18 protein-coding genes are annotated in these 19,948 nt (G+C 61.7%); 8 read left to right on the top strand and 10 right to left on the bottom strand.

The window, feature by feature from the left end; all coding sequences use genetic code 11:
* The first annotated feature begins 50 nt into the window (after positions 1–50).
* Both tehA and BM438_RS21925 read left to right on the top strand, forming a co-directional pair.
* Entirely contained in the window at positions 51–1,061 is a 1,011-nt protein-coding gene (gene tehA, locus BM438_RS21920) for a dicarboxylate transporter/tellurite-resistance protein TehA (protein ID WP_093637636.1), read from the top strand.
* 134 nt (positions 1,062–1,195) lie between these two features.
* Positions 1,196–1,744 (top strand): MuF-C-terminal domain-containing protein, encoded by a 549-nt coding sequence (locus BM438_RS21925; RefSeq protein ID WP_143131735.1) that lies wholly within the window; start codon positions 1,196–1,198, stop codon positions 1,742–1,744.
* Positions 1,745–1,935: 191 nt separating this feature from the next.
* On the opposite strand, the gene BM438_RS21930 is transcribed toward BM438_RS21925, so the two are convergent.
* Both BM438_RS21930 and bla read right to left on the bottom strand, forming a co-directional pair.
* Positions 1,936–2,400 carry a hypothetical protein gene (locus tag BM438_RS21930; protein ID WP_054035548.1) on the bottom strand — a complete coding sequence of 155 codons (465 nt, stop codon included), beginning with the start codon at positions 2,398–2,400 and terminating at the stop codon, positions 1,936–1,938.
* Between the two features lie 314 nt (positions 2,401–2,714).
* On the bottom strand, positions 2,715–3,650 hold the full coding sequence (bla, locus tag BM438_RS21935; RefSeq protein WP_093637645.1) for a class A beta-lactamase: 936 nt from the start codon (positions 3,648–3,650) through the stop codon (positions 2,715–2,717).
* 99 nt (positions 3,651–3,749) lie between these two features.
* On the opposite strand from bla, the gene BM438_RS21940 reads away from it, so the two are divergent.
* Positions 3,750–4,628, top strand: coding sequence for a LysR family transcriptional regulator (locus tag BM438_RS21940; protein WP_093637648.1), 879 nt, complete (start codon positions 3,750–3,752; stop codon positions 4,626–4,628).
* Here the strand turns inward: BM438_RS21940 and BM438_RS21945 are convergent.
* Both BM438_RS21945 and BM438_RS21950 read right to left on the bottom strand, forming a co-directional pair.
* Entirely contained in the window at positions 4,625–4,879 is a 255-nt protein-coding gene (locus BM438_RS21945; protein WP_093637652.1) for a hypothetical protein, read from the bottom strand. The genes BM438_RS21940 and BM438_RS21945 overlap by 4 nt on opposite strands.
* 55 nt (positions 4,880–4,934) lie before the next feature.
* Positions 4,935–5,438: a lecithin retinol acyltransferase family protein gene (locus BM438_RS21950; protein WP_093637657.1), complete on the bottom strand. Its 504-nt coding sequence runs from the start codon at positions 5,436–5,438 to the stop codon at positions 4,935–4,937.
* Between the two features lie 458 nt (positions 5,439–5,896).
* On the opposite strand from BM438_RS21950, the gene BM438_RS21955 reads away from it, so the two are divergent.
* The 4 genes from BM438_RS21955 (at position 5,897) to BM438_RS21970 (ending at position 8,218) form a co-directional block, all read left to right on the top strand.
* The gene (locus BM438_RS21955) at positions 5,897–6,184 is read left to right on the top strand and encodes a hypothetical protein (RefSeq protein ID WP_093637794.1); all 288 of its coding nucleotides are present in this window, start codon (positions 5,897–5,899) and stop codon (positions 6,182–6,184) included.
* Positions 6,185–6,189: 5 nt separating this feature from the next.
* Positions 6,190–6,960 (top strand): PP2C family protein-serine/threonine phosphatase, encoded by a 771-nt coding sequence (locus BM438_RS21960; RefSeq protein WP_093637660.1) that lies wholly within the window; start codon positions 6,190–6,192, stop codon positions 6,958–6,960.
* Between the two features lie 119 nt (positions 6,961–7,079).
* Positions 7,080–7,547, top strand: a complete 468-nt coding sequence (locus BM438_RS21965; protein WP_093637664.1) for a GNAT family N-acetyltransferase — start codon at positions 7,080–7,082, stop codon at positions 7,545–7,547.
* Positions 7,544–8,218, top strand: coding sequence for an FMN-dependent NADH-azoreductase (locus BM438_RS21970; protein ID WP_093637669.1), 675 nt, complete (start codon positions 7,544–7,546; stop codon positions 8,216–8,218). The genes BM438_RS21965 and BM438_RS21970 overlap by 4 nt, the downstream gene beginning before the upstream one ends.
* 6 nt (positions 8,219–8,224) lie before the next feature.
* Here the strand turns inward: BM438_RS21970 and pdxR are convergent, their stop codons facing one another.
* A complete protein-coding gene (pdxR, locus tag BM438_RS21975) occupies positions 8,225–9,754 on the bottom strand; it encodes a MocR-like pyridoxine biosynthesis transcription factor PdxR (RefSeq protein WP_093637673.1) in 1,530 nt (509 codons plus the stop codon).
* Between the two features lie 190 nt (positions 9,755–9,944).
* Between pdxR and BM438_RS21980 the strand changes: the two genes are divergently transcribed.
* Complete coding sequence (locus BM438_RS21980; protein WP_093637676.1) at positions 9,945–10,697, top strand: SDR family oxidoreductase; 753 nt, start codon at positions 9,945–9,947, stop codon at positions 10,695–10,697.
* 23 nt (positions 10,698–10,720) lie between these two features.
* Here BM438_RS21980 and BM438_RS21985 read toward each other — a convergent pair whose 3' ends face one another.
* The 5 genes from BM438_RS21985 to BM438_RS22005 are packed head-to-tail and all read right to left on the bottom strand — an operon-like array spanning position 10,721 to position 19,910.
* Positions 10,721–12,079 carry a sigma-54 interaction domain-containing protein gene (locus BM438_RS21985; protein WP_093637679.1) on the bottom strand — a complete coding sequence of 453 codons (1,359 nt, stop codon included), beginning with the start codon at positions 12,077–12,079 and terminating at the stop codon, positions 10,721–10,723.
* The gene (locus BM438_RS21990) at positions 12,076–15,132 is read right to left on the bottom strand and encodes a peptidase domain-containing ABC transporter (protein ID WP_093637683.1); all 3,057 of its coding nucleotides are present in this window, start codon (positions 15,130–15,132) and stop codon (positions 12,076–12,078) included. The genes BM438_RS21985 and BM438_RS21990 overlap by 4 nt, the downstream gene beginning before the upstream one ends.
* A gap of 30 nt (positions 15,133–15,162) precedes the next feature.
* Positions 15,163–15,915, bottom strand: coding sequence for a peptidylprolyl isomerase (locus tag BM438_RS21995; protein ID WP_093637686.1), 753 nt, complete (start codon positions 15,913–15,915; stop codon positions 15,163–15,165).
* A 37-nt stretch (positions 15,916–15,952) separates the two neighbouring features.
* The gene (locus tag BM438_RS22000) at positions 15,953–17,326 is read right to left on the bottom strand and encodes a beta-barrel domain-containing protein (RefSeq protein ID WP_093637690.1); all 1,374 of its coding nucleotides are present in this window, start codon (positions 17,324–17,326) and stop codon (positions 15,953–15,955) included.
* Complete coding sequence (locus BM438_RS22005; protein WP_093637693.1) at positions 17,304–19,910, bottom strand: FHA domain-containing protein; 2,607 nt, start codon at positions 19,908–19,910, stop codon at positions 17,304–17,306. Before BM438_RS22005 ends, BM438_RS22000 begins: the two co-directional genes overlap by 23 nt.
* Positions 19,911–19,948: the final 38 nt, after the last annotated feature.

The raw sequence follows: 19,948 nt of genomic DNA on the forward strand, positions 1-19,948 counted from the left end.
GCGCAACGCCGGAGCATTGGAGCGCGTCGCAACGTTTCGGAGGATCAGAGATGAACAGCAATCGTGGCACGATTCCAGTTTCTTTCTTCGGGATCGCGGTGGGCGCGCTGGCGTTCGCCAACTTGTGGCGCGTGGCGATCAGGGTGTGGCATCTGCCAACAAGCGCTGGAGACGTGTTGAGCGTCGCAGCGCTTGCGGCTTGGGTTGTCGTTCTGCTTGCTTACGGGCATAAGTGGTTGACGCACGCAGCCGAAGCTCGCGCGGAAATGCAGCATCCGGTGCAATCGTCTTTTGCAGCGCTCGGGCCGGTTTCGAGTTTGCTTGCCGCGCAGATCTTGCAGACTTACGCGCATTCGGTTGCGCTTGCACTGTTCGGCGTCGCCGTGGTCGCGCAATTGGTGCTCGGCGTGTACCTGCATGGACGGCTGTGGCAAGGTGGCCGCAAGCCTGAACTGATCACGGCGGCCATTTATCTGCCAACCGTCGCGTCGAGTTTTGTCGCGGGGACTGCAGCGGCTACCTTTGGTTTTCATCAGCTGGGCGGGCTGTTCTTCGGCGCCGGCGTACTGTCCTGGCTCGCGATCGAATCGATGATTCTGCACCGCGCCGCCGTGCACGAACCACTGCCCGAAGCATTGCGTCCGGTCCTCGGCATTCAACTCGCGCCGCCGGTGGTGGGCGGTGTGACGTATCTGAGCTTGAGCAGTGGTACGCCTGATCTGATCGCGCTGATGCTGCTCGGTTATGGGCTCTACCAGGCGTTGATGCTGTTGCGTCTGCTGCCGTGGATTCGTCAGCAAGCATTCGTGCCGGGATACTGGGCGTTCAGCTTCGGTGTAGCCGCATTGCCGACGATGGCGATTCGCATAGTCGAACGAGGCGCAACGGGTCCGCTCGAATGGATCGCGCCGGTTTTGTTCATCGCGGCGAATGTGGTGATTGGAATTCTGGTAGTGAAGACGCTCAGGTTGCTGGTGCGAGGGAAGTTGATTCCGGCTGTTGTTGAGGCACGGCCCGCGCCTCGGATTCCCGTTGACTCTCGGACGGCGAGCATCAGCTAGGAACCCTACGTTTTTTCGGAAGGCAGGGTGCGGTCGTGTCCGAACATACTATAAAGAGATGCCTTTTGCTTTGACGGGGCGGATAAAATTCCGATCTTCTCCGATGCCTGTCAGGCAAAAATACAAGGGCATTAATGAGCAGATTTGTACGATTCGATCTGTCAGTAGAGTTGACAACAGAGTTGCTGCGAAGGCACCAAACAGGTCGCCTCGCGGAGAGCGACTACCGTCACCAAGTGCTCATCGGCCGTTTCACGAAGGAGGCGCTGACAGTGATCGACATCCCTGATCGCGCCGTTGTTACGTCAGTCCGCCTTCTTGTCAAAATCATGGAGAAGCATGGCCTGCCTCCCGAAACGGTTGCCTCGCTACGAGAACTGATCCTTAAACCCGTCGCTGTGTATGAGTCGGCCACTGAGCGCGATAGCATCGTGGTGGTTACGATCGAAATGCCCGACGATAGCAATCCGCTGCTTGTCACGATCCGTGTCGACGTGCCAGACTCAGCGAACAAGCCGAACATGCATTGGATGGTGAGCGCCTATGCGAAAGATGATCCCGAGATCGTCAAGCGCTGGGAGGCAAATGGACTTCTGATTTGGAAGCGCGAGCCGATGGTTAAAGTCACCATCGACCCGGCAGGCCAGGTGGAAGAAACTGCGACCGCCGAGTCCAATACCTAAGCCGAAAATGAAAAAAGACCGCGACGCGGCCTAGAAATGAAAATGCCTAAGTCCACGGATAGCCAACCGTCTGCTGCTAGTCAGGTATTTATCGTAGCCCTTAGGCAGAGCTGATTATGCGCGTCGATGGGTATTTTGTCAAACGGCACCAATGACTTCCGCACACTGATGCGGACAAAAACTCACTTAAGTCAACGCAACGCCATCACGATCACCACAGCGCCAACGATCGCCACCGCGTCTTCGATCAACGCGGCCGGCAAGTCACGGCCGAATGTGCGCGCCAACGCAGCTCTCACTCTCGCGCCACCCAAGGTGCCGATCACCGCACCCACCACCCCGGCAATCAAACCACCCACCAAGCCGCCATGTGCGGCCCCGATCGCCGCGCCACTCAACCCACCCAGGACGATACGCGCGCCGAATTGCATCGGCACGGTACGGCTAGGTGTCTTGGGCAATTGGTCGGTAATCAGTTCGACGATCGCCAGCACAGTGAAGATATACGGTGTGGCAGCAAAGCCGAGAAATGCCAGCGGCGTGTCCTGCAGCGGCAACCACCCCAGATGCGCCGCCCAACTGATGGCCGCGGGAGCGGTCATCGCGCGGAGTCCGGCCACTACACCGATTAGCAATGCAACGACATAGAGAGGCATAGGAGACTCCGAACCAAGACCAATACTGCGCGGTTGGACAAGCCGACGGCTTACCTGGACGAACGTCGGCGGGAGGTGTCACGCAATCACTTGCACAATCAACTTCTCACCGCGTAAGTCGAGGCCGATCCCCAGTTGTCGGTTCAGTTGCCAAATTCGTCGCCCCCTTCGGTGTGGCCCTAGTGTCGCACGATTCGTCTTTCAACCGTCAGCGAAGGACGCGGGCCGTTTTTTCCCACGAACGGTCCGCCTTTCTCCCGTGGTCAGCGCGTTTGCACCACGAACCGGTTCATGCGCTGAACGTGCTCACTCCATCAAACCGACGCCACGATCAACGCCCCGACGTTGGCAATCGCCGCATTGCTGCGCGCCGCATCACCGCTCGTCTCGGTGAGGTAGACCGTCACGAGAATCGGCCCGCGTCCCGGCGGCCACAGAATCGCGACGTCGTTTGCCGTGCCGTGATCGCCGGTGCCGGTTTTATCGCCGACGCCCCAATCCTTCGGCAGCTTCGCGCGAATCCGTTCGCCACCGGTCTGGTTGGCGGCAAGCCAGGCCAGCAGTTGCGCACGCGACGGCGAAGACAAACGCTCGCCCAGCAGCAGCTCACGCAGATTGCCGAGCATGGCGTTGGGCGTGGTGGTATCGCGCGGATCGCCGGGCGTCGCTTCGTTCAGCGTCGGCTCATTGCGGTCCAGCCGCGTGATGCCATCGCCAATACTGCGCGCGAACGCGGTCAAAGCTGCGGGGCCGCCAAAGCTCGCCAGCAACAGATTCGCCGCCGTGTTGTCGCTGAGCGTAATGGCCGCCTTGCACAAATCGGCGACGCTCATCCCCGCGTCGCCAGTGCGCTCGCGAGTGTGCTGGCTGGTAGCGGGCGAGTACGGCACAAGATCGCTTTTGGAAAACACGATGCGCCGTTCCAGGTCTTCTTGTCCGCGATCCACGCGCGTCAAGACGAAACCCGCCGCCAGCAGTTTGAACGTGCTGCACATCGGAAACCGCTCGTCCGTCCGCAAACCGGCGTGCAATCCGGAGGTCGTGTCGACGATCGAAACGCCCAGCCGCCCACCGCTTTCCGCTTCGATCTGCGCGAGCCGTTGACGAATGGCGTCCGCCTTGGCCACGCTACCGCCCGGCTTTGCTGTGCCCGCCTTCACCGCTTTTCCGAACGCGCCACCACTGCCAACCGCAACCCCAGCTATCGAAACGCCGAGCATCGCGCCCGCGAATTTCCGTCTTGTGATCATCGCCGCTCCTTATATGAAGCCGCAACTATCGGTTTTTCGGCGCCCGCTGGCAAACGATGATAAGTTAGTCGATCCCCTAGAAAATCTTATGCCTCTGCCATGAGACCGTATCTCCCGTTGAATGCGCTGCGCGCCTTCGAATCGTCCGCGCGACATCTGAGCTTCACGCGCGCCGCGCTCGAATTGAACGTCACCCAGGCGGCCGTGAGCCAGCAGGTCAGAACGCTGGAGGAGCGGCTGGGCACCGCGCTCTTCAAACGGCTGCCCCGTGGACTGGCCATGACCGACGAAGGCCTCGCGCTACGTCCTGTCCTCACGGACGCATTCGATCGCATCGAAGCCGTACTCAAACAGTTCGACGGCGGCCACTTTCACGAAGTGTTGACGGTCGGGGTGGTAGGCACTTTCGCGGTGGGCTGGCTGATGTCGCGGCTCAAGTCGTTTCGCGACGCGCATCCGTTTGTCGAGCTGCGGCTGCTGACGAACAACAATCTGGTCGATCTCGCCACCGAGGGCCTCGACTTCGCAATTCGCTTCGGCGACGGCACCTGGCCAGGCTCGCTCGCCACCCGGCTGCTCGACGCACCGCTCGCCATTCTGTGTGCGCCCGAGATCGCCGAGCGTCTGTCCGAGCCAACGGATCTCGCCAACGAAACGTTGCTGCGTTCCTATCGCGTCGACGACTGGATGAGCTGGTTCACGGCCGCCGGCATCTCGCCGCGGCCGATTCGCGGCCCGGTGTTCGATTCATCGCGACTGATGGTGGAAGCGGCCATGCAGGGTGCGGGTATCGCGCTGGCGCCGGCGCTGATGTTCGATCACGAGATCAACACGGGCCGGCTGGTGCGGCCGTTCGAAGTGGAAGTTCACGCCGGCAGCTACTGGCTGACGTGGTTGAAGGGCAAGCCGATGACGTCGGCGATGCTGCTGTTCAGTCAGTGGATCGTCAAGGAAGCGGCCGCGCACACACAAAGCTAGCAAACCGCCGCGCGTCGATGGCCGTTCATGGCGGGCCGCTCGGCTTGCGGCGGGAACACGTTCCACGAGCCGTCGTCATGACGGAAGAAGAAGATCGACAACAACCCGCTCGGCCGCAGAGCTTCCACACAAACGTAACGCTGATGCTGCGACGCGCGGTGGCAAAACTGGACGACACGTGCGGGCATCGAGGGGGTCGGTGCAAGCCATTTATCGACGGCCCAGTGCAAGGTCTTTTCTGCGGCAACCATGATGCTCTCCTCGATCCTTGAATCCCTGAATTGCTGATAACTCGTTACTGCCCGCTCACGCGAGTTGGGCGGCAACCTGACCATTCTTCGCGGTGCGTTCGACAAACGCCTTCACCAGACACACCAGCGTGAGAACGCCGGCACGGGGATGCGTCAGGCAGCAATGCACCTGTTCGCTGCGGCTTTCGCCAAGCAGGCACCACGCACAGAAGTGCTCGCAGTTATTCGTCAGCAGGCGGTAATGGTTTTCGCCAAGGCGGGAGCGCGCACGGCGCACGGCTTCATCTCCGACGTAGCGGGCGCTCGGGGTTGGGCGGATCGTCAAGGGATGACCGGCGGCGAAGTTGGTTAATTCCACTTCTTCCACCGGACCGCGATGTGCCGAGCTCGCAAAACCGGCGTAATGAACCACCCGGCCATTGCCGACATAAATGCCGTGGTGTTCGTAGCCGCGCCGTTGCGTAACGAGATGCGCGCCGATCGGCAGGTCGATGGTCGACGTTTCATTGCAGCGTTCGTCTTGATCTTCGCTGCTCGTCGGGAGGTGGTTCGTGTTCATGGCTGGTCTCGCTTCAATATCCAACACTGTTGCGAGATCTTTTGCATCATCCGGGCCATGTGGCGAAAAGCCTTTATTTAAAGGGCTGGCAGGAATTGGGAGGCATTTTGAGTGCCGTATGTGTGCGCCGGGAGCCGACACAAATCGAGCCGATCTGTTGGCAGACGTCGATCATTTGGCGTGTTGTTTGAGCCTTAGCGAGCAGGTTCGCCAAGGGCCGGGAGTCCGGCCAATGTGTTGGGTCCTGCACCGGTGTGAGCGCCCGGATGTTGGCTGCATCCCGACCTCTGCGGCGCCGCACGAACAAGCGCTGCCAGTCAGACGCGCGGGATCGCCCACCAATCAACGCGTTACGAGAAAGCGCCCGCTCGAGCCGCAAATTGGCATGGCACTTGCACCATCACGTTCAATTCCTTTTCAACCGCGCGCCCGACGCACGCGGCCAACCGGAGAACGATATGGCTTCCATCACAGTAAACGACCTCTCGCTGAACCTGGCGCTCGACCGTAAAGCAATGGCCGCGATCCGCGGCGGCGGCGGTGCGCCGTGGGTGTACGGCTGGATTCAGCCCTATGTGCGGGAAACGCCGAGCATCGGTCCGGTAGTGAACCTGTACGACATCTCGAACAACTTCTATGCTAACCAGATGATCAACACGTTCCAGTCGGTTGACGTACGCAACACCGGTGCGAATTCGAACATCAACGTCTCCCCCGACGCGCGCAGTAGAAACGATATGGTGTAGCTCTTGTGACCTGTCCGAGCCAATTTCGATGGACGTCGTCCGCGCGGTCCGACGCGGGACGCGTCCGTGAAATCAACGAAGATGCCTGCCTCGCCCAGTCCGAACCCGGACGCTGGGCGGTCGCCGATGGCATGGGCGGGCACGCGGTCGGCGATCTGGCGAGCCGGCTGGTGATCGATGCGCTGAGCCACCTCGCGCCGCCGCTCGCCATGAAAACCTGTATCGCCGATGCGCGAGCACGGCTGCAAAAGGCCAACCGCCAACTGCGGGACGAGGCCGCGCGCCGCCAGGTGCAGCGGATCGGCAGCACCGTCATCGTGCTGCTCGCGTGCGACCGCTTCTGCGGCTACCTATGGGCCGGCGACAGTCGTCTCTATCTGTATCGCGAAGGACAATTGCGGCAACTCACGCGCGATCATAGTCAGGTGGAAGAACTCAAGTCGCTCGGCGTGATTACCGACGAAGAGGCGCGGCATCATCCCGCGCAGCACATGATCACGCGCGCGGTGGGCGCAACGGACGTGCTCGAACTCGACGATGATGCGATCGAAGTCGCGGACGGTGACGTCTTTCTGCTTTGTAGCGACGGCTTGAGCAACGAAATCAGCGACGAAGAAATACTGGGCGTGCTGACCACGGTGACGTGCGAGCGCGCGTCTGATGAACTGGTCGACCTGGCCATTGCGCGCGGCGGACGCGATAATGTCACCGCCGTTGTCGTGCATGCTGAAGATCCGTATGCGTCCGACAAAACCTTGCTGAACCCGGCACCTTGAAAACACAGCTTTGATTGCCGGTGTGTCCACCGGATGGCCTGGTCCAATCGCTGATTCTTGGCTCTATCGACCAGGCCGTGCGCCAGGTATCGTGAGCGTCGTTCCCTATGGAGACGCCCATGCCTGCCCCGCTTCGCTTCGTTCACCTCGACACGCCCGAATCGCTACTGCCCGCATTCGACGTTATGCGTCAGTTGCGCCCGCATCTGACGGACGCGCACTCGTTCGCCGCGCAGGTGGCAAAACAGCATGCTGAAGGCTATCGCCTGCTCGCTGCGTCAGACGCGGGCAGCGTCGTCGGCCTCGCCGGTTATCGCACGCTGACCAATCTGCTGTATGGCCGCTTCGTCTATGTCGACGATCTGGTTGTAGATGACAGGTTGCAGCGTGGCGGCATCGGCGCGCAGCTGCTCGACGCGGTACGGCAGATTGCGCGCGAAGCGGGCTGCGTGCACTTCGTACTCGATACGGGCCTGCACATGCCGCTTGCGCAGCGCTTCTATTTCCGCAATGGGTTGCTCGCTCGCGGCATGCACTTCGTCGAACCCCTCGCTCCTCTTGCCCATTCCGCGACGGTTACGTCATGAAAATTCTACTGATCAACGCCAGCCCACACGGCGAGGAAAGCCACGGCTACCGTTTTGCCGACGAGATCGTCGGCGTACTGCACGAGCACACCGCACCCGCTGCAGCGGACATCGAAGTTATCGAACGCGATCTGGCAGCTGCGCCACTGCCGCCCGTCGCCCGCGACTATGCGCGCGCCGTCACATCGCGCACGCCGGATAGGGCTCTGTTCGATGTCTCCGAACAACTGATCGATGAAATCGAAACGACGGATGCGCTCATTATCAACACGCCGATGCACAACTTCACGGTGCCGGCAGCGCTCAAGCTGTGGATCGATTACACGTTGCGCATTCATCGGACGTTTGCCTCGACACCGGAAGGCAAGGTTGGGCTGATGCGCGACCGGCCGACCATCGTGATCGTCGGTTCCGGCGGTGTCCATAGCGGCGAACGCGCGCGGCAGCCGGACTTTCTGACGCCGTATCTGCGCTATGCACTCGGAACGATCGGCATCCACAGCGTGCAATTTCTTCTCCTGCAGGGGCTTGTGATGGGCGAAGCGGCCGTAGCCGAGGCACTCGATGCGGCACGTGCCCAACTTACCGGCGATGCGGTGTTCGCCTCGCTTGCCGCGCAGGCAACCCGCAGCGCGAGCATGGCGGCGGGTGCGGCCCAGCAGAGCGCATAAAGCGCGTCAACCGTCCAGACACGCGCGCAACGTTCGCGCGAGACGGCCTGCCTCACGCGCATCGGCGACGTTCGCGAAGCCCATCACCAGGCCGCGCGGCGTGCGCCGCGCGCGGCCATTCGCGTACCAGATCGAAAGCGCCAGCACCCCGAGCCCCGCCTCGCGGGCGCGCGCGGCGACGGCGACGTCGTCGACCGGGCCATCGGGGCCTTCGGCGAACCGCACCGCGAACTGAATTCCACCTGGCGGCAAATCGACAATCAGCCGGTCGCCAAACGCCTGCTCCAGCGCGTTCACAATCAGCACGCGCCGCTCGCCGTACAACGCACGCATGCGCTTCAGATGCCGCGCAAAATGCCCCTGCCCAATGAAATCCGCCACGGCCGCCTGCAAAAGCGTCGGCGATCCGGCATTCATGCTGTGCGCTACCCGTTCGACACGCTCGACTGCCCGCTCCGGCATCACCGCATACGCGAGCCGCAACCCGGGAAACATCACCTTGCTAAACGTGCCGGAATAGATCACGCGATCGCGCCGGTCGAGGCTCTTTAAAGCAGGCAATGGCCGGCCCAGATAACGGAACTCGCTGTCGTAGTCGTCCTCGATGATCCAGCGGGACGCTTTCTCTGCCGAGTCCAGCAGCGCCATGCGTCGTGCGAGCGATAGCGTTTGCCCGAGCGGACTCTGATGCGAGGGCGTGACCACGGCGAAGCGCGCCTCTGCATCCAGCACCGTGCCGCGTTCAACGTCGATTCCTTCACTATCCACGGGCACAGGCACGAGCTGCACGCCGGTCTCTGCCAGATAACCTCGCGCGAGCAGATAGCCGGGATCCTCGAACCACATGCGATCGTTCGGGCGGGCGAGACTGCGCAACACGAGTTCGAGCGTCGCACGGTAGCCGCCGGTCACGAAGACCTGTTCCGGCAGGCAGGTCACACCACGCGAGAGCCCGAGGTACGTGGCGATATGTTCGCGCAACGGCCGGTACCCGGACGGATCCGGGTACGCGAGCATCGCGCGGTCGCCGCTGCGCGCGCGGCGCGATACGAGCCGGTTCCATAGCTTGTTCGGAAATGCGTCGAGCGCGGGCAGCCCTGGTTGCAACGGCCGCGGCGCGCCGCTCATGGCGACGGCGAGGGCCTGCTGACGTGGCGCCGCTTGACCACTGCGCGACTCGCCCGGCGTCTCCGGCGTGCCCGCTCCTCCATTACTCTGCTTGCCGCGCGCGTCCTGAACGCCTGGCGCACGCGACGAGCGCGTCACCGATGCCGGCAGCGACGACGATACGAACGTGCCCGCCGCGCCGCGCATCTGCAGATAGCCCTCGTCGACGAGAATCGTGTAGGCGAGCTCGACCGTGCCACGAGCCGTGCTTAACTGCGTGGCGAGGCCGCGCAGCGCAGGCACGCGATCGCCGGGACGCAGATGCCCCGCGGCGATCGCGGTCCTGAAGCGTTCGCAAATCTGCAGATAGATCGGCAACTGTTGCTGCCGATCGATTTCAATGCTTAATGCGGGCGTTGCTACGGTCATGACGGTCTCGCGGGCAAGGGGAGCGGCAACTGACATGGACTAGTCAAATCGACAATTCTTGTCACTTTTCGATAGAGCATGATTCTTCCACAATAGCCTCACGCGATGCGACTGCGGCGAACACTTTCACGCAATACAACGCCCGCCCGCCGCCACCCGCGTCCATTTACTCTCATCTGGAGAATCTGCCATGAAAATCGTCGTAATCGGTGGTTCCGGCCTGATCGGATCGCGTCTCGTCACGCTGCTCAATAACGCGGGGCATGAAGCGCTTGCCGCGTCGCCGCGCACCGGCGTGAACGCCGTTACGGGTGAAGGCCTGAGCAACGCGCTCGTGGGCGCGGACGTCGTCGTGGATGTGACGAACGCGCCGTCCTGGGAGCCGCAGGCGGTGCTCGATTTTTTCCGCACCTCCGCACGTAACCTCGGCAAAGCCGAAGTGGCCGCAGGCGTGCGCCATCACGTCGCGCTATCAATCGTCGGCTGTGATCGCACACCGGAGAACGCGTATTTCGTTGCCAAGGTCGCGCAGGAAGAGGTGATCGAAGCGGCGGGCGTGCCGTACACGATCGTGCGCGCGACTCAGTTCATGGAGTTCATCGGCGGGATCGCGGATTACGGCACGGTCGACGGCGCGGTGCGCATCAGCGACGGCCTGTTTCAGCCGATCGCCGCCGACGATGTCGCGGCGAGCCTCGCGCAGGTCGCGCTCGCAGCCCCACTGAACGGCACGGTCGATATCGCCGGGCCAGACCGCGCGCCCTTCGCGGAGATCGTTAGCCGCTATCTGAAATCGGTAGGCGACGCACGCCCGGTGGTGACGGATCGCGATGCGCCGTACTACGGCGGCCGTGTCGAGGAACAATCGCTCGTGCCGCTCGGCGACGCGCGGATCGGGCGCATCGGTCTCGACCAGTGGCTGGCGGAGGCCAAAAAGGGTTGATTGCAGTACGAACGCGGCAAGCCTCAACTATCGCTGTCTTCTTCGTCGTGCTCGTCAGCGCCGTTTCTGCCCGTCGACGGCGCATTGCGATTGCGAAAATCTTTCGAATGCAGGCCATGCTTCTTCAGGAGCATTTGCAGATGTGAGCGGTTCATATCGATGCGCCGCGCCAGTTCCGCAACGGTGCCGCTCACTTCGCGCAGGCCGCGCTCAAGGAAGGCTTTTTCCGCGTCGTCGCTCGCGGCGCGCTTCGCGTCGCTCAGCGACATCAGATTCGCCACGCTGATTGGCTCCTGTCCCGTCGCAGTGGCTACATTCGACGCTGCCGCGGCTGATCCAGGCGCGGCCGGCCGCATATCCACGGGCAGATGATCGACATCCGCCATATCGCCGGCCAGGCACGACACGCGATACATCACGTTGCGCAGTTCACGAATATTGCCCGGGTACGCATAGTTCAGCAGAAAGTCCCGCAGACGCGGCGTCAATCTGACAGGCCTGCGTTTTAGCGTTCCGGCGGCTTCATCCCCGAACCAGGCAATCAGCAGCGGTATCTCATCGCGTCGCTCGCGCAGCGGCGGCAACGTGACATGAATCACGCTGAGACGGTAGAACAGGTCCTCGCGGAACTTACCCTCTTCGCTGAGTTGCCGCAGATTGCGATTAGTCGCCGCGACGATGCGCGTATCGACAGCAATCGTTTCATCGGAGCCCACGCGCTGAATCTCGTGTGCTTCCAGCACGCGCAGCAGCTTCACCTGGCCGGCCAGCGGCAATTCACCGATTTCGTCGAGAAAGATCGTGCCGGTATGCGCGCTTTCGAATTTGCCCTTGCGGTCATTCGAAGCGCCCGTGAACGCGCCTTTGCGATGGCCGAACAATTCCGACTCCAGCAGATTGTCCGGAATCGCGCCGCAATTCACGGAGATAAAAGGTTTGTCCGAGCGCGAGCCATTCGCGTGAATCACCTTCGCCATCAGCTCCTTGCCGGTGCCGCTTTCGCCGTCGATCAACACCGGCAAATCTGTCGGCGCCGCCTTCTCGGCGATTTCAAGCGATTCGAGCAAACGCGGATTGTCACCGAACGTCCCTTCGAAAATGAAGCTGCGCTCGATCAACGCCTTTCTGCGCGCGCCACGAGATTGATCCGCGGACACAGCAGGCTCAGCGGCCGTTGCGGCCTGCACAAAACGCTCCTTGTGCGAGAGCTGCATGACCTCGTCGCGCAACGAGGTGGCCTGCCGGAGCAGCTTGTCGATGTCGGCGCGCTCGAGCCGGGACGACCAACGCAGCGTCGAGCGCAGTATCTCGATGCGTTCTATCAAGCCCGCGTATGAAATCGCCGGGCTGATTTCCTCTACTTGGTCGAGTATCTTCATCACGCACTCAACTGTTTCTGGACCAGCTGGTAATACATGCCGCCGCGCTGGATCAGTTCATCGTGACGGCCCTGTTCGACAATCGCCCCTTCATACAGCACAAGAATCTTGTCCGCGCGCATGATGGTGCTGAGCCGGTGTGCAATGATCACCGCCGTTCGGCCCTTCAGAATGTCGTGCATATTGCCGAGGATATTGCTTTCCGATTGCGAATCCAATGCTGAAGTCGCCTCGTCGAAAACCAGCAGACGAGGATCGTGATACAGCGCCCGCGCAATACAGAGCCGCTGGATCTGCCCACCGGATAGGCCAATGCCACGTTCGCCAACAACCTGCTCGTAGCCGAGAGGCATCTTGCTGATGAATGCGTGCGCGTCGGCCATCTTCGCGACTTCCTCGATACGGCGCCGTTCGGGCGCATCGTCGCCGCTGGCAATGTTCTCGGCAATCGTGCCGGAAAACAGCAGATTGCTCTGCATCACATAGCCGATCTGCGCACGGTAGTAGGCTTTATCGACCACACCGAGGTCGTAGCCGTCGATGGTCATCTTGCCCTCGGTTGGCGCATAAAAGCCGACCAGCAGCTTGGCGAGGGTTGTCTTGCCGGAACCGCTACGGCCCACAATCGCCACCAGTTCGCCGGGCTTGATGTCGAAGCTGATATTTTCCAGTACATATGCCGAGTCGTCCTCGCCGTAGCGGAAGTAGACGCCGCTAAAACTGATTTCGCCTTGCAGCTCCGGCAGCATCACGCGCGAAGGCAAATCCTGTGGCTTCTGTTCCGGCTCGATATCGAGCACGTCGCCGAGGCGCTCCATCGCCACGCCCGCGTCGTTCAACATGCTCCATAAGCCGACCAGGCCCATCAGCGGACCCAACACGCTGCCCATGAACGCATTGAACGCAATCAACTGACCGATGGTCATTTCGCGCGCCAGCACCAGATTCGCGCCGACCCAGAGGATAGCGATCGTTGTCGCGGCGTTCAGCAACTGGCTGCCAAGCCCAATGAGAATGTTGAAGGCGTGTGCCCGGTATTGCACTTCGAGCGCCTTCGCGTACTTCTTCTCCCAGCGCAACCGCACCGGCCGTTCGATGCCCATACCCTTGATGGTCTCGACACCGGCGAGCGCTTCCATCAGAAATGACTTCGACTCGGTCGACGCCGTGAACACCTCACGCGCATAGTTCTTGATCTTCGGCGTGGCCAGCGCAGTCAACGCCATGATGGGTATCACGAACGCGATCAGTACCAGTGTCATCTTCACGTTGTAGACGAACATGATCGTGAAGTAGATGAACACCATCAGCAGATTCAATGCTGTGGTCACCGTGGATTCGGTGAGGAAGGCCCGGATTGTCTGGTTCTCCTGGAAGCGCGCGAAGATGTCGCCGGTCTTCCGCTTGGCGAAAAACGAGAACGGCAGCGACATGGTGTGCTTGAAGAACTGCGACATCATCGCGAAGTCCATGTTGCGCACCATGAAATTCGCCAGATACGCGCGAATCGTCGACATCAATTGCGAAAACACATTGGCGATAATCAGGCCGCCGATCAGCAGATGCAGCAGGCTGACGTTCTGATGCACGATCACGCCGTCGAGAATGTTCTGGATGATCAGCGGCGGAATCACGCCGAGTACCTGAATCACGAACGTGGCGAGAAACAGGTGACCGAGAATCTTCTTGTACGGCCTGAGGTAGCCGACAAAGCGTATCCACGGCGAACGCGCGGCCGACATCTGCATGAGATTCGGTCCACCGGTAAAGAGCAGACACGTGCCACTCCAGCCGCGTTCGAAATCCTCAACCGTCATTTTCCGGAAGCCGAGTGCCGGGTCGGCGACCCACACGTAGTCCTTCGAGAGCCCGTACACCACTACATAGTGGTAGCCCTCCCAATGCACGATGAAGGGCAGATCGAAACCGCGCAATGAATCGAACGTGCATTGCACGCCGCGTGCGGTGAAGCCGAGAGACTCGCCGGCGCGCGCGAGACTGTCGAGCGTCGCGCCTTGTGTCGTGACATTGGCGAGTTCGCGCAGTTTGCCGAGCGTCATCGGGATGCTGTAGTGGCGGCATACCATGGCGAGGCACGCGGCGCCACAGTCCATTTCTTCGGCCTGTTCGACCAGCGCAAAGCGCTTGATGACCTTTTCGCCGAATTCGGGCTTGGTCTGCAGGTCGAGCATCAAAGGCAATTTGCGCCGCTGCTCAAGGCGCTTTTGCCGTTGCAATTCACGGTCGCCGTAACGAATCCGCTCGTCCAGGACTTCGCGCAGCTTCGGATTGCGCTCCAGAATGAAATGGACGGTGCGCTCCGGTATCACCAGCAACCGCGTATCGGTCGTTGCCACCACCGACGCCATTTGCTCCTGCCGCATCAAACACGCCTTTTCACCGAAGATTTCGCCTTCGCCCAAGGTTGCAAGCGTGTAGTCGTGGCCTTCCTCATGACGGACGATGCGCACGCCGCCTTGCCGCACCACATAGAGCCGCCGGTCATCGCGCCCATCCTGCTTGAGAATTTCCTTGCCCTCGGCCACCCGCTTCACGCCGACGCTGCGCACATATTCTTCGAGTTCCGCCTTGTTGAGCTTGCCGCGCAGATCGAACAACTGCGCGACGAAACCGCCGGCCGAATTGATCGCCACATAGCTCGCGACAAATGCCAACGCGGCCTGATTGCCGGTGATCACCGGTTCGATCGCGGCGCGGGGAATGAACAGCAGTTCGGTTTTCGCGGACGCCCGTACCGACGCCTCATGCACGTACGCGCGCAACATCGCAATGTCGGCGAAAATCTCGCCGGTTTTGCGCACACCCATGCTGGTTTCCTTGCCGTGCTCCTCGGTGAAGATACGGACCGAGCCCGAGCGAACCACGTAAAGACCGTCAGCCGTCTCACCCGCCGAGCACACCGTTTCGCCGAACGAATAGAAGCGTGCCTGCGCATATTCGGCAAGACGATCGATCTCGTCGCGCGAAAACGGCGAGAGAATTTCCACCGAGGTGAGAAACTCGGCTGCGGAGGGCGTGGTCTGGGGTGCATCCATGGGCTTGCGGACCTCGGTTCGGCTATTCGGCTAGCGTGCTTCGATCACATGTTCCTGCGAGCGGGCAATCAGCCAGCTCTCGCGCAGCAGACGTCTCACTTCAGAGGCGACATCCGCATCGAGCACCGCCGGATATTTCGCGGTCACGGCGAAAATCTCGAAGCACGAACGGTCCGCCGACGGAAACGGTCCAAGCAGATCACCCACCGCCGCGTTGAAAATCTTCGCCTCGATGTCCGGCTTCAACGATCCGCGCAACACTTTGCCGATCACGCCGCCGGCTTCGCGCGTATCCGCAATCGAATGCTCGCGCGCCATGTCGGCGAAACTGTCGGGATCGTCGTGCAGATACGAAATCATTTCCTTCGCCTTGCCTTCGCTGTCGAGCACGATATGGCTCACCTCGATCGCGTCGAACTTCGGCGAATTCAGTGCGAAGTAGTCCTTGATCGCCGCCTCGTTGCCGACCACCTCAAGCATCTTCTCCTGATACAGACCGTCGGTAATGAAGGCCTCGAACTCGTCGAGGCTCACGCCGAGCGCATCGAGGTACTGATTCATATCCGTCGCGCGATGCAAGCCGCGCACGCGGCGGAACTGATCGGCGCGCTGCTGGATGTCGTCGGCGCTAACGGTGATGCCCTGCTTCCTGGCCGCATGCACCGTGAGCTTGTCGCGCACAATCTGCTCGATCAGGCTATCGAACTGGCCGGTCAGTTTCAGAAGACGAATGAACTCGGAAACGTCCACGACTTCGTCATCGATTCGCACTATCGCGGTCATGTCATCCGCTCCTTTAATTGACGTGTGTTCGGCGCGCTCATCCCGCCACCTGTCTGAATGGATCGAGCCCCAGATCGATCAGGCGCCGTTCGCGCACCACGATCTCCGCGCTCGCCGTCATGCCGTAGCGCAGCGGATAGCGGGTGTCCGCGATCTGGTAGTAGTTCTTGTCTAGCGTGACGCGGCCTTCGTACACCGGCTGCTTGTCCTGCAAGGAAGGCTTGGTGGCCGGCGAAATATAGGCAAGCGTGCCGTTGATCAGCCCATAGCGCTGATATGGGAACGCGTTGAATTTCAGCTTCACCAGCTGGCCTTCGTGGAGAAAAGCACGATCGTGTTCGGCGATTTCGATCTTCAGCACGGGCTTCGCATCTTTTGGTGCGATGCCGCCGAGTGGCGCGTTCGCCTGGATCTTGTCGCCGCGCTGTGTGGAGGTCACGTCGGTGATGACGCCGGAGACCGGCGCGAGGATCAGCAGGAAGTTGTCTTTGTCGATGTTCTCGAACCGGATCCGCGCGGCGGCCTCGGACACGAGGCGCGCGGTCTGAAGTTGCAGGCGCAGTTTGTCTTCGGCGTCGGTGATGTCACGGACTGCCGAGTCGTACTGGAGTTGCAGGTCGGTGGTCTGCTGCCCGCTGGTTTCGAGTTGCGCATTGGCCTGCGCGTATTCGTGGCTCAGGCGGAAATCCAGTTCCGCGAGTTTCGATTGTGCGACGCGGTAGGCGTTATCCGCTTCCATCGCGGCGGTTCGCTTCTGCTCAACCTGCAACTCCGCGATGCCGCCGCCACCCGGCTGCGCGAACAGCCGCGAGTAACGATCCAGTTCCTGACGCGCCGCCTCACGCGTGCGCCGCGCATTGTCGAGCACGCTGCGAGCTTCGTCGAGTTCGGCCTTCTGACCTTCGGCGAGCTTGGTTGTGCCCTCGGAGACGCGATTTTCGTGCAGGCGCGCTTCCACTTCCATCTGCGCCTTCAGCGCAGCCGCCTTGCGCTCCATGAGCGCCTTCTTCTCGGGGAACTGCTTCCAGTCGCGCTCGGCGTCTTCGAGTTTGAGCTGCGCCTGCAGCGCGTTACTCGCCGCCTCGATCGCGCCGCGGGCATTCAGCCGCGCCAGCACGTCGCCCTTCGATACCGGCTGCCCCTCGGCGATGTACAGATCGGCGAGCTCACCGTCGATCGGCGCATAGATGCGGCGCACCTCGGATTCCGGCGAGAGCGTGCCTTGCGCGCTGACGATCACATCCGCGCGTCCCACGAACGACCACAGCAAGCCGGCCAGCACCAGCGCGACCATCGCCCAGATCAGCGCGCGTGCAAGCCGCACCGGCTCGGCGGTCAGAATCGCGATGCCTTCGACGCTGTGATCCTCCAGCGCCTCCGACAACGGCCTAGGGTGATTGTCGCGCTTCACTCTGCTCGCCTCCGATCAACGCCAGCTTCGCCTTCAGGAGCCCGGGGTCCAGCACCATGCGCAACTCGGTCAGCGAGCGGCGCTGCAAATCCGCTTCGGCCTGGATATCCGTGAGCAGGCGGTCGAAGTCGGCGGGATGGTCCGCCTTTAGTTGCGTATAGATGCGCATGCCTTGTTGCGCGGAGGACTGTGCATCGGAAAGCAAACGCGCCTCGCTGCGAAAGCCGGGCGAAATTCCCGCTTCCAGCCGCTGCGTGCCGCCGATGGGGCCGCTCGCCCGATATTGTTTCCACAGGCTCTGCGCACGCAGCATCAAATCCTGGGCGCGCGCCAACGCTTTATCGTGCAACGCGGCGACGTCTTTCTGGATCGATTGCACGAACCACACGTCCGCCACCGGATCGAGACTGGCGTAGAACGACAGCAGGCGCTCGTCATAATCCTTGCCGCCGCGCGTCTTCTGCAAGTCGGCGAACTGGTCAAGCTGCGCTTTCTTGTGCGCCAGTTCTGTGGCGATCACGTCGGACCACGGCCCTGCAGGCATGGCCTGCAAATCCGCCAGCGCCTGCTGGGTGTCGCCGCGCTGCCAGGCGGCACTCGCATCGTTATGACGCTGGATAACGTCCGTGGACGGCAAACGGCTTGCCGACAACTGCTGAAACTGCGCCTGAAACGGCGGCGTGTTGAAACGCACCGTCTTCAGCAAGGCGAGCAATGGCGTCAATTGACGGCTGAGCGCCGCGTTCAGCACATCGGTGTAGTGGCGCAAATCTTCCCGCACACGATCGAGGCCGGCGAGGCGCGGATAGCGCTGCGCGTAATCGTCGAGCACGGCAGGCAGCGCGTCGGGTTTGTCGCGCCCGAGTTCGGTACGAATGGTGCCGTTCAGGCGGTCGATGGCGGCGAGATAGACCGAGTCGTCGCTTTCCAGTTTGCGCAGATGGCTCAGCGCCCTCGCGTACGGTTCCGCAAAAACGGGCACATACGAGGCGATGCGGTCGAGCGCGCGCTGATGGCTCCTGGCGTCATCGTCCCAGCGTTGCAGCAGGCCGCTGATGGTCGCCTCGTCGGCGTACATGCGAATGGGTGCGTCCACCCCGCCGCGTCCCGCCACGAAGCGTTCCAGATCGCCCACCCACTGCAATTCGCCGACCAGAGAAGTGGCGTCCGCATTGTTCGCACTCAACGCTCTCATCTCCTTGAGCAGCGTGTCGGCCTGGTCGAACTGCGCTTTTTGCAGCGTATTCAGCCAGTCGGGGAGCTTCGCCTTCAGTAGCGCCTCGCTTGCCAGCGCGCTCACTTTCGTGTCGGCGGGGTGCTTCTCCAGATAGCCGTTTGCCGCGGTCACCGCGCTGGTGTAGTCGCCGCTCGCCAGCAGGTTTCGCAATTCGCGCTCCGACGAGCCGCGCAAGTAGAGCGTCAGCGCAATGGCCACCAGAATGACGAAGGCCGCGCCACTCCACCACACCGCGCGACGCGACATGGTGTGATCACCGCCCGCAAAGGCCTTGCTGAGTTCTCCCGCGAGCAGACGCCAACGCTGCGGCCGGCTCTTTGCTGCGTTCGTGCCATGAGCGCCGTTTGCGCTTTGCTTGTCATGCGTGCCGTTCGCTCTGTTTGTGCCGTTCGTGCCACTCGTACCGTTCGGACCGCCTGTCAGCGTGTCGCGCTTCGCGTGCGCAGATGCGGCCTGCGCCGCTTCGTTGACTTCGTCTTCGCGTTGTAGCCCCGGGTCCACGCAAAAGATATCGAGGAACGAATGTGCGGCGCCGACGAACGTGGTCTTGTCGGCATCGACAGCCTCGTCGGCAACGGGATTGAGGAATAGCTGGGTCACGGTCGGCTCGACTTCAGGGGGTTTCTGCAGCGTCACCCTGTAGACGAAGTGGTCGCCGCCAAATGCAAGGAGGTCCCCCTCCACAAGCGGCACCGCGGTCTCGTCGAGCCGTTTTCCGCCGACGAATGTGCCGTTGGTGCTGCCTAGATCTTCGAGGTAGAGCTCACCGCCCTTCAGAAAGATGTGGGCATGACGCCGTGAGATGTAGTTGACCTGATGCGGATAGCGATCCTTGTAGCGCGAGAAAACCTCGTCCGCCTTGCTGATGAGAAAGGGGAACGCCTGCACGTCGATCGGCTGAAGCTCGAGGTCGTCGCGCTGCGGCACCAGCAGCAGGCCGGGTGCAGGCGCCGTACGTGCGACGACGATCCGCGCGCGCGGCTCGATACTCACGCGATAGCAAAGCTCGCCGCCGAAGCACAATTCGTCGCCGGCACGCAGCCGCGCGGGGGCTTGCCGCACCGCATTACCGTTGAGCGTCGTGCCGTTCTTGCTGCCGAGATCGGCGACATAAACGGCGCCGTGCTCCGTGAAAACCCGCGCATGACGGCGCGACAGGCGGGTAATACGTTCGGCGGGATATTCGGAAAATGGCGCTTCGCTGCGACCGATCGCGAACAGGTTGTCGACGATCCGGATTGCGTCGAGTGCGGGACGCTGCGCGGACGCAACCGGCGACAGCACCACGTCGAACGCGGTGTCCTGTGTCGCGCGCATCTCAGCAATCGGGGCTTCGCCGGCGGTCATTTTATCTGGATCACTAATCGTTTACCCGCTGCGGCGAG

Origin of the sequence: Paraburkholderia aspalathi (assembly GCF_900116445.1) — a bacterium.
GTDB classification, from domain to species: Bacteria; Pseudomonadota; Gammaproteobacteria; order Burkholderiales; family Burkholderiaceae; genus Paraburkholderia; species Paraburkholderia aspalathi.

Coding starts and splice junctions, on each gene's coding strand:
- tehA (WP_093637636.1), top strand. CDS start 51: ATGAACAGCAATCGTGGCACGATTCCAGTTTCTTTCTTCGGGATCGCG.
- BM438_RS21925 (WP_143131735.1), top strand. CDS start 1,196: ATGAGCAGATTTGTACGATTCGATCTGTCAGTAGAGTTGACAACAGAG.
- BM438_RS21930 (WP_054035548.1), bottom strand. CDS start 2,400: ATGCCTCTCTATGTCGTTGCATTGCTAATCGGTGTAGTGGCCGGACTC.
- bla (WP_093637645.1), bottom strand. CDS start 3,650: ATGATCACAAGACGGAAATTCGCGGGCGCGATGCTCGGCGTTTCGATA.
- BM438_RS21940 (WP_093637648.1), top strand. CDS start 3,750: ATGAGACCGTATCTCCCGTTGAATGCGCTGCGCGCCTTCGAATCGTCC.
- BM438_RS21945 (WP_093637652.1), bottom strand. CDS start 4,879: ATGGTTGCCGCAGAAAAGACCTTGCACTGGGCCGTCGATAAATGGCTT.
- BM438_RS21950 (WP_093637657.1), bottom strand. CDS start 5,438: ATGAACACGAACCACCTCCCGACGAGCAGCGAAGATCAAGACGAACGC.
- BM438_RS21955 (WP_093637794.1), top strand. CDS start 5,897: ATGGCTTCCATCACAGTAAACGACCTCTCGCTGAACCTGGCGCTCGAC.
- BM438_RS21965 (WP_093637664.1), top strand. CDS start 7,080: ATGCCTGCCCCGCTTCGCTTCGTTCACCTCGACACGCCCGAATCGCTA.
- BM438_RS21970 (WP_093637669.1), top strand. CDS start 7,544: ATGAAAATTCTACTGATCAACGCCAGCCCACACGGCGAGGAAAGCCAC.
- pdxR (WP_093637673.1), bottom strand. CDS start 9,754: ATGACCGTAGCAACGCCCGCATTAAGCATTGAAATCGATCGGCAGCAA.
- BM438_RS21980 (WP_093637676.1), top strand. CDS start 9,945: ATGAAAATCGTCGTAATCGGTGGTTCCGGCCTGATCGGATCGCGTCTC.
- BM438_RS21990 (WP_093637683.1), bottom strand. CDS start 15,132: ATGGATGCACCCCAGACCACGCCCTCCGCAGCCGAGTTTCTCACCTCG.
- BM438_RS21995 (WP_093637686.1), bottom strand. CDS start 15,915: ATGACCGCGATAGTGCGAATCGATGACGAAGTCGTGGACGTTTCCGAG.
- BM438_RS22005 (WP_093637693.1), bottom strand. CDS start 19,910: ATGACCGCCGGCGAAGCCCCGATTGCTGAGATGCGCGCGACACAGGAC.